The organism is Peribacillus sp. NPDC055009 (assembly GCF_053608705.1).
The window spans coordinates 368332-384178 of the sequence record NZ_JBSGVZ010000003.1; the positions used below are offsets into that span (position 1 = coordinate 368332).

The window sequence follows — 15847 nt, forward strand, 5'->3', positions numbered from 1 at the left end:
CTTCCTTATGTTATTTTTCGTTCACGGCGTAATAGATATAAAAAATATGGTACACCAATCACCGCAGTGATGATTCCGGCGGGTATTTCTATTGGAGGGAATAATCCTCTTCCAAGACTATCGGCAACGAGGAGAAAGATAGAACCGAAAATAGCTGAAGCAGGAAGTAATACCTTGAATTTTGACCCTACCATCCTCCGTGCAATATGGGGGGCAATTAAACCAATGAACCCGATCGAACCAACCGCTGCTACACAGACTCCGATTAATATGACAGAAACACTTAACAATATATAACGCAGTGATTTTGATCTTTCACCGAGACCTGTAGCTATATCGTCTCCAAGACTCAGTACATCCATTTTAGACGTCAATGCAATCAATACAGGTACAAGCACAAGACATGGAAGCAAAATGAATACTTGATCCCATCCTCTTCCCCATAGACTGCCAGTCAACCACAGCAGTGTCGTGTTTACATCATCCGGGAACTTGACCATGAAATACTCTATGCCAGCTTGACATATGGCCCCTAAAGCGATTCCGACCAAAGCTATCGTATTTGGTTGAGCTCCTTTTTTATAAACAAATATCATCAAAATGGCCGCCATGACCGCAGCGCCGATAAAAGCTGAAAGAGGCAGTACGATAATGGGCGATTGCGGAAATAAAACAATGACGATAACTGCTGCCAATCCGGCCCCTTTTGTTACCCCAATCACATCTGGAGAAGCCAGCGGATTTCGAAGGACTCCTTGCAGAATGGCTCCGGCCGTTGCCAATCCGGCCCCCACTATCACGGCAATTAGAATGCGCGGTATGCGATAGTTGTGCAAAATGAATGTCTGACTTTGCATGCCATTTCCAAGGAAATTTTGGAGAATTTCTAAAGGTGAAATATAAATGGCCCCTAAGCCCAGGCTCACCATTGCTAAAATCAGCACGGTAACCGTCAGCAACAGGATAATAGAATACGGGGGCAAAGTTGATTTCAACCCAAATGTCCGTTTTAGTTTCATTGCTTAATATTCCTCCCTTTCTTAGCTAAATAAAGGAAGAATGGCGCACCGATCATAGCGGTTACGATGCCTACCGGCGACTCAAAAGGATAAGCGATGAAACGTGCGAGAATATCTGCGTAAACTAAGAGTAAAGCGCCGAATAATGCAGAAAAAGGGATGATCCTTCGATAATCCCCGCCCACCAGCCTCCTGACGATATGAGGAATGATCAATCCCACAAATCCCACTGGGCCTGCGACGGCAACCGAAGATCCTGCCAAAATGATCACCAATATTCCTGCTAAAATACGGATTCGATGCACCCGCTGCCCAAGTCCCTGCGCCATATTTTCTCCTAAGACAAGGATCGAAACAGATCGAGAGAACATGGCAGCAACAAGCAGCCCGAAAAGAGACCAAGGAAGGATCATGTTCACGTGAGCCCATGTTTTTCCATTAATAGACCCGACTAACCAATAGAGCACATCTTTCGCTTGTTCATTAAAGATGATCATGCCTTGCGTTAAGGAAGATAAAAAAAAGTGAACAGCCATTCCAGCCAATGCCAGCTTCACTTGGGTCATTCCTCCCCCCGAAGCAAAAGAATAGACTGCCATCCCTCCCACTGCTGCACCAATGAATGCAACGCAAACTAGAGACACGGAAGAAAGGTTAGGAAAGAAAACAAAAGCTGACACAATAAAAAATGAGGCACCGGCATTAACACCAAACACTTGTGGAGAAGCTAATGAATTCCGGGTAATAGCCTGCATGAGAGCACCCGCTACCGCTAAATTGGCACCGACCAACGCTCCAACTAAAGCTCGTGGCAATCGAAGAGTCCTTATAATAGTCTGTTCCTTGGACGAGTCGGCCTCAAAAAAGGACTTCAAAACCATTGATGCATCAATATCGGACGCTCCCACAGAAATACTCGTCAGGATACCTAAAATTAACAAAACGATCCCAGCTATAGCCGTACATAACACTTTCAGTTTACTTCTACCTACAGTTTCCATTTTCTATACAACACACTTCCTGACAAAATTTAAACCTAATGGAAAGCGAAGTAAGAATGGGATCTCTTACTTCGCTTTTGTTCGTCTATTCTTCTCCAAGCATTTTTAAAGTGTCTTTAGCAATGGCCTCTGCGGATACAACACCGCGGTATCTCGTCCATAAATCTCGATCAACACTATACACTTGTCCGTTTTTTACAGCCTTCAAGTCTTTCCAAAGAGGATTGTCTTTCCACTCATCAGTAAGTAACTTACCCTCATTGTTCGCTAAAAGCAGCACATCCGGATCAATCTCGACAAGCTGCTCCAGATTCATTTCGGCATGTGGTAGTTCCTGCTGAATGGCATTTTTCAATCCCATGCGCTCAAGCAATTCTCCATCATACGAAGATGAAGTATGGGCTTGGAATGAAGTATCTCGTACAACTGCTGGTAAAACCGTCATATTTGAATCAACAGTAAGCTTTGATTTAAGTTCCTTAATCGTTTTTTCATGCTCGCTCAATCTTTTTTCTGCAGCATCTTCCTGGTTTACTGCCTTTGCAATCGTTTTAAAAGAATCCAGATTTTCTTGATATGTAGATTCCCGACTTTTTAAGACAACGGTAGGAGCAATCTGCTGTAAATCTTTATAAATCCCTTTATGTCGCTCAGCATCTGCAATGATTAAATCCGGCTGTAAAGAACTGATAACCTCTAAATTAGGCTGCTCACGTGTTCCTACGGAAGTATAATCCATTTCTTGACCAACAAGTTTTGTAATCATATCTTTTTTGTTGTCATCTGAAATCCCGATAGGTTTTATCCCTAGGGCATTTAAAGAATCAACGAAAGATAACTCAAGCGTAACTATTTTTTTAGGAGTGTTTTTAATTTCCGTTTCTCCCATTTCATGCTTAATCGTCCTTACTTCTTGATTCTTTGTTGCGGCAGATGTCTTCTCTGCCTCCGTTGTTTTTTGAGAATTATTACATCCTGTTAACACCATCATAATCGTAAATAACAGGATGAATGCTCCTCCCCCAAATGTTCTTACTTTTCTAGATTCTCTCATTTTTTGCACCCTTTCCGTCATCTATAACTACTTAACTTCTTATCCGACGAATACATTCATAATTGAAAATGATTATCATTATCCTGTTGTTATGATAAAGTCATAGATTGATGCGGTCAATATTAATGAAATTTTGTGAATAAAAATCATTATGGCCATTAAGACAATCTGCATGCATTTTATTGATAACGTGAAGTAAATTGGACCCTATGATAGTCTTAGCTTATCAAGATTTACCAGTTAACAAAAAATGAACTAATATTGAGATTGTGGACCAAATTCGTTGAAAATCAAGTTTGTCTCAGTTTTTATGTGGGTTTATAAAACTTCTAACGTCCCTTTCCACTACAGGCACTCGCTCCCATCAACTTTGTTTTGAAATTTTAGGTAATACCTTTTTTGTCTACAAACTCAAATATTAACTAATATTGGTTTGACGCTCAGCCTTAAATGACAGATAGTTGTTTTATTTAATATAGGATCCGACTCAAAAGAGCAAACCCGTTAAGGTCTGCTCTTGCCTGTTTCAATGAATCATTTTCTATTTATCAGCATCTCTTCAAGAGGAAATTCTTCATTAGAAGCTTCTTTTTTTGAGCGTTTTATGGAGGTTTTGATAAGAATGGTTGAAGCAATTGATAATGCCCCCATGATCAGGTAACCTGTGGATCTTGAAAACACTTCAATCAAGATGCCAATTAGGACGGGTCCCAAAAACATTCCAGCCGAATATAAACTTTGGAACAAGCCCATTCTCGTAGATTGTTTAATCTCCGGGATATTTTCAACAGCCCAGGAAGTGACGACCGTAAAGATCAGCCCGTAACCAAAACCTTGGAATGCCTGCAATAGAAAAAGCATCGTTAAATTTTCAGCATAAGGAATCAATATGATGATGACCCCTTGTAATACCGCTCCCAAAATCGCCGTATTCATTAAACCGATTTTTTTATAAAAAAGGGCTCCGCATAATCCTGCGGCTAAGCCATATATGATCAGGTGTGTGTTTGCCAGCATGCCAATCAATAGCGGATTTGCTCCAAGGTCGGTAGCAACTAAAGGTGTGAACGTATCCCTTGTTCCAATGGTGACCATCAAAGCAATCGTTGCCAAAACGGAAATGACCCAGATTTTTTTATCGGTGATTTGCTCAACAAGTATTTTCTTATCGTATTTTACTTTTAACCCTTTAATGCTGAGGTCTTTTGTGAAAAATGTTAAAACAAACGCAAGTATGGCGGCGGCCACCGCTACTAAAAAGCTATACCGATACCCATAACTATTGGCCACTAATGCACCGATGGTTGTCCCTAGTATGGAGCCAACCGGCGATGCAACACCCAATATCGCCACTGCTTTTGCAGCTTCCTTCACACCAAAATAAGAGGCGAACATAACATTGTAAATAACCCAGGTGGAACCAGTTAAACCATCCGAAATTTTCCCAAGGTACAATGTGGTAGCATTTGGTATGAAAAAGGCTAGCGTCCACATTACAATGGTTATCAGCAACCCCATTTGGATAAACAATCTTCGTTTATGCAGCATATCCGAAAATACACCTATCGGAAGTCGTGTCAATAGGGCCACAATCCCTGAAATTCCGATTATACTGCCTATAATAACTGAATCGAACCCAAGATCCTTAGCATAAGAGGAGATAAATGGATCAAATGCGGTAATGGTGACAAAGAACAACAAGCTAATGATAAAGAATAAGATGGTTTCTTTCCGATTATTAATTTTAGTTTTGTCCATATATTCCACCCTTTCATTCCCCTCCCTTTCGTCCCACTGGACAGAAAGGCGATGCTATTAGTATTTACACATATTCTCATATATTTTTCAGGGTTAGGATCTAATCTGCAGATACTGCCCATCCACCTGAAACTATTTCAGGCAGAATGGTAGTATCCATTTCTTCAAGGGGCTGCACCAGAAGCATGCTCCTTAATTGAATGCGTTTTCAGCAATCATAATCATTTAGAAGCACACTCTGTCAACCTGACTGTGGCCGATAATTTATGGCCTTCCAAGCCTTCGAGTTCAGATTGATCTTCCGCATGGGATGCCAGGAATTGAATGCCCTGACCTGTGATTTCCTGGTGTGTCATGACCTTCACATAACTTCCTGCCCAAAGTCCCCCTGTATATCTTGCTGCCTTTTGAGTCGGCAATGTATGGTTCGTTCCAGATACTTTGTCAGAGAAGACGACGGAACTTCCTTCATCAAGGAATAATGATCCATAATTATTTAGTTTATCCATCAATTCGCGGCTATTTTTGATATGCAAATGTAGATGTTCAATGGCATAATCATTGCAAATATCCAGTCCTTCTTGTAATGAATCTGCATAAATGATTTCCCCTCTTTTTTCCCATGATTCGTGTGCAGGGGAAGATGGTGAGAATGTTTTCAAAAATCCTTCGATTGCTTTTTCTGTTTCTTCGGCAACCGTTCTGGACGTTGTGACAAGAATGGCCCGTGCGTACGGATCGTGTTCAGCCTGGGCAAGTAAATCGGCCGCTATTTTCTGAGGTGAAGCCGAATCATCAGCAAATACCATCACTTCACTCGGTCCGGCAATAAGGTCTATGCCCACTTTACCGAACACCTGACGTTTTGCTTCTGCGACAAACCGGTTACCTGGTCCAGCGATGATATCCACTTCCGGGATGGATTCGGTTCCATATGCCATGGCAGCAATGGCCTGCGCCCCGCCAATTGCAAAAATGTCTGTTGCACCGGAGCGGATCAAGCCATATAAAACGGCCGGATGGATGCCGCCTTCATAATTGGCCGGGCTTGCTGCAACGATCCTTTTTGCTCCTGCTACCTTTGCCGGGGCAACGACCATGGGTCCTGATGATAATAACGGGAATCTCCCGCCTGGAACATAAGCCCCCACCTTTTCGATCGGTACGATTCTATGCCCCATTTTAATACCCTCGCCAAAGTCCTTTTCGAATGGAGTTAGGCAGTTCAACTGTGCTTTAGCAAAATCGGATACTCTTTCCACGACTCGATCGATCAGCACCTTTACCTCTTCTGGAAGAGTCCTGATACAATGCTCGATCTCTTCTTCACTAACCCGGACAGGACGATCGGAATCACCGAATTTTTTTTCATATTCCCGTACGGCATCATCCCCGCCTGCTTTTACATTTTCAATAATGGACTTCACCGTTTGTTCCACTTCATGTGAAGAGGTCTGTTCAACTACGTCCGCTTTTTTCATATATTCCATCCTATTTTCCCCCTAATCGTTGTTTAGTAAAGTGACGGCTGCAGAACAGCCGTCAACTGGCCAATCATGATACGCCGGTAAAATTCCCGTCATCGATTGTGGATTCTCCATCTTGTTGTGATTCGTTTTCATCAGGCAAATAAATCTGACGCAAAACTTCCATTCCATCAAACAATAGCCATTCCTCCGAAATTTTTTGATTGCGGATTTTATAGTGGCTGATGCCGGCAATATCAATGGCTTTTCCGCTAGGGGCTCCGAAGTATCCCGTTCCTTCGTGCACTCCTTGTATTCTCCAGCGAACAGCTACATCCCAATCACTGTCAGAGCCGCGTCTATTACAAGTTACCCTCTCAAGAATCACTTTCCCATTCGGTATGGAGGCAAAGAGGCTCATGAACATTCCTTGAATTTCACTTACTCCGATTACATCCTTGTTGCAGACATAATGAACGACTGCATTTTCCTCATAATATTCCCGAACAAAATTAAATGACCGCCGAGCCCAAATTCGATTGAATACAAGCTGCATGAACTCCCCTATCTCAAACTCATCAGAAGATGGAGTGAATAGTTTGGGAGGAAGCCCCGTTTCTGCTGTCTCTTTAAATCCAAACTGTATCGAAGGAGCAAGCTTCTGCGTACTTCTAGCCATTTTTTTAGCAAACTCGACCGGATCCAAGCCAAGTTGCAGGACAAGATGATATGTATCCATCACAAGCCATTCTTCGTAAATCTTATTATTTAAAATCATACAATCAGCGCTTGTTCTGAACATCACTTTCTTTCCAGTGGCAGGACCGTATAAACTATCTCCAAGGTTCGTTGCAACTGAACGCCCCCGGTGTGAAGTGAAAAATCCTGCTTCATCATCCCCTGACCAGATTACACTCCATCCCAGCCCTTTCCGATCCGGAAAAGCATGCAAGGTTTGCAGCGTACCTGAGATGACTTCGTTAACCCCATGGCTATTGATCAACCCTTTATGAACGGATATGCTTGTGCTATACGTATCGTAAATAAGTCCGATGTCTTTCTCTTTCCAGATTTGACGTGTGATTTTCACAATATAATCAACGATGTTATTGTATTCCGGGTCAAAGCCGTTCATCCTCTGTTTCTTTTGATTCGTTTCTTCTATATTAATGTAATCATAATCATCTTTTGTATCGAGCATATTAACGTCTTCAGCATCCGCATAGAAGATGAAGTTTGGTGCTTTCTTGACCGGTTGGCTTGCATTCGTTGCTGTTTTTTCTTCTTTTGGAGCTACTTGCACTGAACCTGTCTTTTTGTCTGCCATTATAACCATCCTTTTCGTTTAAATAGTTTCGTTGAAATGCTGTACTTCTTGTAAAGTCATTTAACAGATTGAGTGGCCTTGCTTACAGAGACAACATCATTTAACGCAGACGTAATCACATTATTCAATATGACCCCGACATATTGGGCGCCTTTGTCAAAAGCCGCATTAGCGGCAGCGCTGTTACTGGCAACGGTACCAATTGGCATATCGAGCTCTTTCCCTTTTATGAACAGTTCATCGATGACCTTTTGCACTTCAGGATGACTTGCCCCTTCTAGTTGGTATCCCATGTTCACCGAGAGGTCTGTAGAACCGATAAATGCCAAATCAATACCAGGAACTGTTGCAATGTCTTCAAAATTGTTTGCTGCAGCTAGCGTTTCAATATGCACAATTATCATAACATTTTCATTACTCTCATCTAAATAGGGTTTTCCGCCATCTTTTCCGTAACGCGCCGGTCTGGTGGAATACGACACTCCTCTATTTCCATATGGAGGGAATTTAGCCCGCTTAACAACCTCAAGTGCCTCTTCTTTTGTATTGACCATTGGTACTTGTACACCTTTTGCTCCGCGATCTAAAGCCTTTTGAATACTGGAAGGGTCATATGAAACCCGGACGATCGGGACAAGCCCAATAGAATCTGCCGTACGGATAATGTTTTCAAGCTCTGATGCACTGAATGCACCATGCTCGTCATCAATTACGACGAAATCAAAGTCGGCATAACCGAGCATTTCGACTAATGGCGGCGAATTTATCCCTAAAAATGCACCAAGAACTTGTTCCCCGCGTTTGATTTTTTCCTTTATGGCATTATTCTTCATCTTCTTCCCTCTCTTTCTACAGACTGTATCTTGTTCAATCCAGTTCCCAGCATTTCAATTACATGACAGCCATTCCCTCAATGCAGCGCTTACTTTTTCAGGCTGTTCCAAAGGGCTTAAATGGCCTGAATGACTTATGATTTCAAGATTCGCCGCCGGGATGTTTTCCGTTAAAAACTCGGACATGTGCAGGGGGCACACCCTGTCTTCCCTTCCTACCAAAATCATGGACGGGCATGAAATAGTAGAAAGGATGGGACGTTGGTCAGAGCGCGTCATCACTGCTTTTAACTGATTGATATATCTTTCGATCCCGACTTTTTCAGCCATATCGATGATCGTTGAAACTAATCCTTCATCATTTCTTCGGTCTGGGTGGATTAACACCGGCAGAAGGTGATTGATAGTAATATCCAGAAATTGACCGTTATTCGCCATATCGATGAACCTCTCCCAACCTTCGATTTGTTCAAGGCTTGGAGGGTTTGGATTCGTATCAAGCAACGCTAGCTTTATGACCCGTTCTGGTGCTATTCGCATGATTTCCAGAGAAATGATGCCACCCAGGGATAAACCTGCAAGTGCAAACTTATCAGGTGCCTCTTCCAATACCGACTTTGCGATTCCTTCTATAGTATCAGCCTTCGATACATCACAGACTTTTACATCAGCAAGATCTGATAGGTTCACCGTTTCCCATAGACGCTCATCACAAAGCGTACCAGGAAGCAAAATGAGCGGGACTTTAGCCATTCTTATTTTTCACCCATTTTCAATTTATCGGCAATTTCCTTTTCAAGTTCTTCAAAGTTATCCGGTTTAATCATTTTGCCTAAATCATTGGCAAAGAATCCATATTCAGCTGCATCCTTGATCACTTTTGGTGACCAGTAAGGGTCTTTTCCATCAAATACTTTATGTTGTTCAAGAACGGCGAAGATCCAAGCATCTTCTTCACTGATGTTTTCGAAACCTCTCCATAAGCCTGGCGGTAATGAAATTAAGTCCCATTGATCGATGATCGTTTCGCCATCAATTTCATCAGGGCCCTTCCCCCAGTAAAAACGCCATTTTCCTGAGAGAGGAAGAAAGGATTCAATGTAATCATGCGTATGGTAAGCAGGACCGTTCCCTTTTTGGGCTTTCACCATTCCGATTTGAAAACCATGCGGCTCGGTAATTTCAGGAGTGAAATTATCATTTTCGCTTGCTGTATCACCAATTAATGTATAGTTGATACGTTGATGACCCGGAATGATACTATCAATGAACATTAACGGTATTCCTTTTGATTTCATTTGATCAAAACGGACGATCCAATTGTTTTCCATTTCCTCATTCGTAACCGCTTTTTTTACTTTAGGCTCTTGTACTGACATTTTAATTTCCCCTTCCCTGTTCGTTGATTTTTTTCATTTCTCAATTTTCATGACATATCTATTTAGAGGGTAAAGACGGCTAGTTTTAATTCAGTCATTTCCTCGACTGAATACTTAATACCTTCCCTGCCAGTCCCGCTGTTTTTCACACCGCCATATGGCATGTGGTCGACCCTGAATGATGGGATGTCATTCACGATGACACCTCCGACCTCAAGCCGATCAACAGCATCAAAAGCTTTAGGCATCGAAGTTGTATAGACGCCTGCTTGGAGGCCGTATAAAGAATCATTCACAAGATCGATGGCTTCATCCCATGTGCTATAGGAATTCACTGAAACGATGGGGGCAAATGCTTCTTGGCAGCTTACCTCCTGTGTTGACCCCGCATTTTTGATAATGGTTGGATGAAGGATTGCACCTGTTCTTTGACCGCCATATGCAATTTCCGTTCCAGCGTTTCTAGCCGATTCGATCCACCCTTCCACTCGTTTTGCTTCATTTATACTGATCAACGCGGAAAGATCTGTATCTTCTGATTCCGGATCTCCAAATTTAAGCCGCTTCGTCTTTTCGGTAAACTTTTGCAAAAAGGACTCATATAAATCTTCCTGTACATAAATTCGTTGGACAGAGATGCAAACCTGACCTGAATAGGCAAAGGAACCTTCGACACAGCGCTGTGCAACGGCATCTAGGTCAGCAGCACTGTCGATAATGACAGCAGAATTGGAACCAAGCTCCAATGTCACCTTTTTCAAGCCAGCTCTTTCTTTGATCCCCAAGCCGACTTCGACACTTCCTGTAAATGTGACCATTTTAATTCTCGGATCAGTGACCAATACATCGCCGACGTCACTTCCTTTACCTGTAACAACATTCAGGGCGCCTTTAGGTAAACCTGCTTCTTCAAAAATTTCGGCTGCGGCCAATGCACTTAGCGGTGTTTGTGAAGCCGGTTTTAAAATGACTGAGTTGCCTGCAGCAAACGCAGGACCAAGCTTATGTGCCGCTAAATTAAATGGAAAGTTAAAAGGTGTGATGGCAGCAATGACGCCGAGCGGTTCACGCTTTGTATAAGCAAAACGGCCCTTGCCATTTTTAGCGGCATCCATCGGAATCGTTTCACCATGAATCCGTTTTGCCTCTTCTGCTGCAAACTTGTATGTTTCAATCGTGCGTAAAATTTCGCCTCTTGCCGCCTTCAATGGCTTAGCATTTTCCTTAGCGAGTATTAATGCACACTCCTCAAGCCTTTCCTTAAAAATTCCTGCTGCACGTTCCAAGATATTGGAGCGCTCAAGTGCTGTTAGCTTTTTCATTTCTTTTGCACCTTGTTCTGCACATTCTATCGCTTTTAGAACGGTTTCCTTCTCTGCCATAGGCACTTGCGCGATCACTTTGCCGGAATAAGGAGACCGAAGATCGTAATGATTCTTTCCTTCCAGCCACTCGCCGCCAATATATAATCTCTTTTTATCGGAATTTGTCTTGATCAAGTCAGTTTCCCACCCTTCCTTTAAAGGCGCTTTGATAGATTCCGAGAATCTTTTGTTCATTTAGCTTATAAGGAGTGTTCGATAGCAAGCGATCAATTTTGGCCGCCTGTTCCGCCAGCATCGGTAATGAGTCCTCTTCAATCCCAAGTTCTGATAACGATGTAGGTAAATCAAGATCCTCCAGAAGCTGATACATATAATCAACAACTGCCTTCAATGCTTCGCTTGGCTGTGATTTGAAATCACCCAGCTGTAAAAAGGACGCTACCTCCATCATTTCTTCCGTGCATGTTTTCCCAATCACTTCGAAAACGAATGGCATTAAAAGGGCATTTGCGACACCATGCTCAATATGATATTTACCGCCTAGCGGATAGGCCAGTGCATGAACCGCCCCAACCCCTGCATTTGCTAGAGCCACACCCGCTAATGAACTTACCCAGCTCATTCCTGTCCGTGCAGCCAAATCATTTCCGTTATGGACAGCTTTCGTAATGTTCGAAGGAAATAGTTTCATTGCTTTCTCTGAATAAACTTTCGTAAGCGGTGTAGCCTTGATGGCAATATAAGATTCGATGGCATGTGTAAAGGCGTCCACTCCTGATGCCGCAGTAACTCGTGCCGGGCAGGAAATGGTCAATTCCGGATCGATGATCGCTACATCCGGAAGGAATACCGGGCTTACGATCCCTCTTTTTACTTGCTGCTCTTCATCACCGAAAATGGCATTCATCGTCACTTCCGAACCTGTTCCTGAAGTTGTCGGCAAAAGAATGCATTTAACCGTTCTCGATTTCACCACTTTTTCACCGTTTAGATAACTTGTTATATCGTCTTTCCCGCATAAAGCTGCTGTTGCTTTTGCTACATCCAGCGCACTTCCCCCGCCGATTCCGATGATTACATCACATTTTTCGGCATCCAGCGTTAGTACGGCCTCCTTCAATAGCTGAAACGTCGGCTCTCCCGAAATCTCCGTATATGTAATGGTTGGTACGGATAGAGGCTTAATATGATCCAACACTTTTTGAACAACGCCAACTTTTTCCAGACCCTTGTCACTTACAATCGCAACCTTCTTGGCTCCCAGCTCTTCGATTTCCTTTACTAACGTCGTAAATGCCCCAACACCAACCCGGAAAACTGTCGGCATTCGAAAATCTTGGATTATATTTTGAGCAATAGACATGATTACCCCTCCTTTGAATACGTATTCAAAAAACTCACCAGACAGTCCAACCGCCATCAACCACCAATGTTTGACCTGTCATCATATCTGAACAATCCGATGCCAGATAGACCACGCCGCCAAATAAATCCTCCGTTTTAGCAAGTCTGCCAAGCGGAATTCTGCTCAATACTTCAGTTTTGAACGTTTCATCTTCAAACATCGGCTTGGTCATCGGTGTTTCAATGAAAGTTGGAGCAATGGCATTGACATTGACCTGATATGGTGCCCATTCTATCGCAAGCGCTTTTGTCAGCTGTGTAATTCCGCCTTTACTGGAGGAGTATGCAGCCCTTTTGTAATAACCGACGAATGCCATTTGCGAAGACATATTTATGATTTTGCCTTTTTTTTGGTCGATCATATACTTCCCTGCAGCTTGGCTCGTAAAAAATACACTTTTTAAATTAATGTCCAGTACTGTATCCCAATCTTGCGATGTCAGCACTTCAGCTGGCTTTGCCACGTTAATTCCTGCATTATTTATTAAAATATCAATCTTACCGAAGTGTTTGTATATCCCTTCCATTACATCCGCCGTTTCCTCAACCTTTGTTAAGTCAAATGAAACGGGTAAAACATTTGCACCGGTTTGCCCAATTTCATGTGCAGCTTCTTCGAGTTGCTCTTTATTGCGGGCAACTATCGCTATATCGGCTCCGGCCTGCGCAAGCAAATGGGCTAAGTCTTTACCGATTCCTTTACTTGCGCCTGTTATGATAGCCACTTTACCGCTTAAATTAAATAAATGATTTATATCCAATCTATCACCTATCTTTACCTCATCGAGGCGATTTTTTATTTTGCATTTTGATTTTGAATACGTATTCAAAATGATGCAAAATACTTGTTAGCGATTACAAATTACAATATAAACAACTTTCTGACTTTTGTAAATAGTAAAAATAATATTAAGTCTAAAAAACTTTAATTTATATATTAAAAGTGACCGATTTCTTTATAAGGAGTGTTAATAAAAAATACACTTAAGGCCCAACCCAAAACCTGCCTTTACCCTTAGTCTTGCATGGGGGCAGGCCCTGTTGTTTTACGGACCATCAATTCAGGCTTAAGAAAAATTTGTATAGATGAAGATGATGTTTCTTTATTTTCGATGAGAAAGATTAGTTTTTCCAAAGCTGTTAAGGACATTTGATCCATTTGTTGAGATACTGTGGTCAGCCCTATAAATTCATTAGAGGACAATCTTATATTATCAAACCCAACAACGGATAAATCAGCAGGGATTTTCAAATTCAGACTTGAAGCTGCATCTAAGACTGCGAGAGCCATCTGATCGGATGCGGCAATGATTGCAGTCGGCCTGTCCTTCTTTTTCAGCAGTTTTTTTGTAAATGAATAAATCTTGTCATAGGAAAATTCGCTATTGAAAATCAAACCTTCATCAATCTCATATCCGTTCTCCATCAGCTCTTCTTTATAACCTACCGTTCGCTCATATGTTGCCAAGTATTTGGATGGACCGGATATTTTCGCAATTTTTTTATGTCCTAATTTTATTAGATGCTGAACAGCGAGCCTGGCACCTTTATTATTGTCCATTACGATAAAATTAACGTCCTTGATATCGAGGAAACTATTATATAATAATACGGGAAATCCATTATCATGTAACTTCTTAATTTTTTCAGTATAATTTTTACTAACGCTTGTAAGAATGATTCCCTCTACCCTTTTACCAATCAGCAAATTAATGGCTTGTTCCAAGTTTTCATCTTTATGCCCCGTGTTGTAAACGATGACATCATATTTTAATTCTTGTGCCCTTTCTATGATGACTTCCGCCGTTTCGGCAAAGAATGGATTTGAAATGCTACCCAATATCAACCCTATTGATTTGGTTCTTTTTTCAACGAGGCTTCTCGCTATTTCATCCCTTGTAAATCCCAGTTCATTAATGACAGCAAGAACCTTGTCACGCGTGTTTTTCTTAATATAGGGGTAATCATTCAACACCCTGGAAACGGTCGATTGCGAAACACCCGCTATTTTTGCCACATCTTCTGTCGTCACTCTCTTCATGCTTCATTAATCCTTTCTACGTCTAGTAATTGTTATCCTAGGAAACTAAAATAACGTATTTATACAAAATAAACATTATGATTTCCCTTTAATATATCATAATATTTAAAATTTTACTTCCAGTTATGGAACAGTTTTGGGTTTTGGATTGTGTGAGGTTAAAATTTTCGGAAAATAAAGTGAATGAAGCAGCTTTTGTAGCTTTTCTTATCCTATAGGAAAAAGAGCCGATCTTTAAGATTGGCTTCAGACTGGAGACAAGCTCGATATTAATTAAGTGGAACGTAGGGTACTCGCTTTCCACGGGAGTCTCGTACCTACCGTTCCAATCAACTTTGCTTAAAAACTTAGATGGATCTCCTGTTGTCTACAAACTGCTGTAACTTCTAGAATATAGACAAATTAAAACACGTTCCAGTTGATTTTAGAAATCCGCTCCCTTTCCGCCTACTTTCTGCCAAGCGACCTTGGCTAGCCATTTATTCGGCAGGGATGTCGCAAATTTCTTCAATCCATTGAATTCATATGTGTAAACAAGTAAGCAAAATGATTTGTATAATAAATCTTATTTTTTCCGTAATATGTTAAAATATAGATAAAACAAGTATTTGGAGGAAGCATTGGGTTATATGATTAGAAATAAATATTTGAAAATTATAATACCGTTAGCTCTCATTGTAGCCTGCGTTTATTGGTATTACTCAAGTATCGTAATATCGGGAACTTCAGACAATGGGATGTGGAAGGTAACTTATTCGAAAAATATAGATCCCAGCGAACCATATGGATGGGAAGGTCATTTAAAACAAAGAAATAACGATAATGCAACTGTAAAAGCCCTTGTAGTTGAAGTAAATGATAAAGTTAAAACACGTATCGATAGTTTTGAAGAAGGAAGGGCGGAAGATGGCGAAATTACTGTTCTGCATCCTTTTTCAGATGATTTTTCCTTAGGACCTAAGCCATCAAAAGGCACAGTTGTGTCCGTAGTTTGGGAACATAATGGTAAAACTCATACCGATACTGTTAAAATTAGGTAGAAGTAAATAAAAAACGTTCGGCGTTGATTTCAGAAATCCGCTTCCTTTCCGCCGACTGTCTGCCAAGCTTCCTCGACGCAAGCGTCTGTGGGGTCTCGGCTAGCCAGTTATTCGGCAGGAGTGTCGCAAATTTCTTCCATCCTTTGAGGGTTTCATAAAACAGTTTTAAACCATTAAGGAATCTTGTTTAATATCAAGGT

General features: G+C 41.6%; 14 protein-coding genes. 1 reads left to right on the forward strand and 13 read right to left on the reverse strand.

Annotated elements, in window-relative coordinates; all coding sequences use genetic code 11:
* Positions 1 to 5: 5 nt before the first annotated feature.
* From ACWF5P_RS07990 to ACWF5P_RS08050, 13 genes are all read right to left on the reverse strand, one after another.
* Complete coding sequence (locus ACWF5P_RS07990; protein WP_434168696.1) at positions 6 to 1019, reverse strand: iron chelate uptake ABC transporter family permease subunit; 1014 nt, start codon at positions 1017 to 1019, stop codon at positions 6 to 8.
* Positions 1016 to 2020, reverse strand: coding sequence for an iron chelate uptake ABC transporter family permease subunit (locus ACWF5P_RS07995; protein WP_434168695.1), 1005 nt, complete (start codon positions 2018 to 2020; stop codon positions 1016 to 1018). Before ACWF5P_RS07995 ends, ACWF5P_RS07990 begins: the two co-directional genes overlap by 4 nt.
* 85 nt (positions 2021 to 2105) lie before the next feature.
* Positions 2106 to 3074 (reverse strand): ABC transporter substrate-binding protein, encoded by a 969-nt coding sequence (locus tag ACWF5P_RS08000; protein ID WP_101224349.1) that lies wholly within the window; start codon positions 3072 to 3074, stop codon positions 2106 to 2108.
* A 534-nt stretch (positions 3075 to 3608) separates the two neighbouring features.
* Entirely contained in the window at positions 3609 to 4832 is a 1224-nt protein-coding gene (locus tag ACWF5P_RS08005) for an MFS transporter (RefSeq protein WP_434168694.1), read from the reverse strand.
* 221 nt (positions 4833 to 5053) lie between these two features.
* Positions 5054 to 6322: a histidinol dehydrogenase gene (hisD, locus tag ACWF5P_RS08010; protein ID WP_434168693.1), complete on the reverse strand. Its 1269-nt coding sequence runs from the start codon at positions 6320 to 6322 to the stop codon at positions 5054 to 5056.
* A gap of 64 nt (positions 6323 to 6386) precedes the next feature.
* The gene (locus ACWF5P_RS08015; RefSeq protein ID WP_434168692.1) at positions 6387 to 7625 is read right to left on the reverse strand and encodes an ester cyclase; all 1239 of its coding nucleotides are present in this window, start codon (positions 7623 to 7625) and stop codon (positions 6387 to 6389) included.
* Positions 7626 to 7681: 56 nt separating this feature from the next.
* Positions 7682 to 8458, reverse strand: a complete 777-nt coding sequence (locus tag ACWF5P_RS08020; protein ID WP_434168691.1) for an aldolase/citrate lyase family protein — start codon at positions 8456 to 8458, stop codon at positions 7682 to 7684.
* 54 nt (positions 8459 to 8512) lie between these two features.
* Positions 8513 to 9211 (reverse strand): alpha/beta fold hydrolase, encoded by a 699-nt coding sequence (locus ACWF5P_RS08025; RefSeq protein WP_434168690.1) that lies wholly within the window; start codon positions 9209 to 9211, stop codon positions 8513 to 8515.
* Positions 9212 to 9213: 2 nt separating this feature from the next.
* Positions 9214 to 9837: a cupin domain-containing protein gene (locus tag ACWF5P_RS08030; protein WP_063594732.1), complete on the reverse strand. Its 624-nt coding sequence runs from the start codon at positions 9835 to 9837 to the stop codon at positions 9214 to 9216.
* 62 nt (positions 9838 to 9899) lie between these two features.
* The gene (locus tag ACWF5P_RS08035; protein WP_434169613.1) at positions 9900 to 11333 is read right to left on the reverse strand and encodes an aldehyde dehydrogenase family protein; all 1434 of its coding nucleotides are present in this window, start codon (positions 11331 to 11333) and stop codon (positions 9900 to 9902) included.
* A gap of 4 nt (positions 11334 to 11337) precedes the next feature.
* The gene (locus tag ACWF5P_RS08040; protein ID WP_101224354.1) at positions 11338 to 12525 is read right to left on the reverse strand and encodes an iron-containing alcohol dehydrogenase; all 1188 of its coding nucleotides are present in this window, start codon (positions 12523 to 12525) and stop codon (positions 11338 to 11340) included.
* Between the two features lie 34 nt (positions 12526 to 12559).
* Entirely contained in the window at positions 12560 to 13327 is a 768-nt protein-coding gene (locus ACWF5P_RS08045; protein WP_434168689.1) for a glucose 1-dehydrogenase, read from the reverse strand.
* Positions 13328 to 13581: 254 nt separating this feature from the next.
* Positions 13582 to 14607 (reverse strand): LacI family DNA-binding transcriptional regulator, encoded by a 1026-nt coding sequence (locus ACWF5P_RS08050; protein ID WP_101224356.1) that lies wholly within the window; start codon positions 14605 to 14607, stop codon positions 13582 to 13584.
* Positions 14608 to 15227: 620 nt separating this feature from the next.
* Here ACWF5P_RS08050 and ACWF5P_RS08055 point away from each other — a divergent pair.
* The gene (locus tag ACWF5P_RS08055; RefSeq protein ID WP_452444764.1) at positions 15228 to 15647 is read left to right on the forward strand and encodes a hypothetical protein; all 420 of its coding nucleotides are present in this window, start codon (positions 15228 to 15230) and stop codon (positions 15645 to 15647) included.
* Positions 15648 to 15847: the final 200 nt, after the last annotated feature.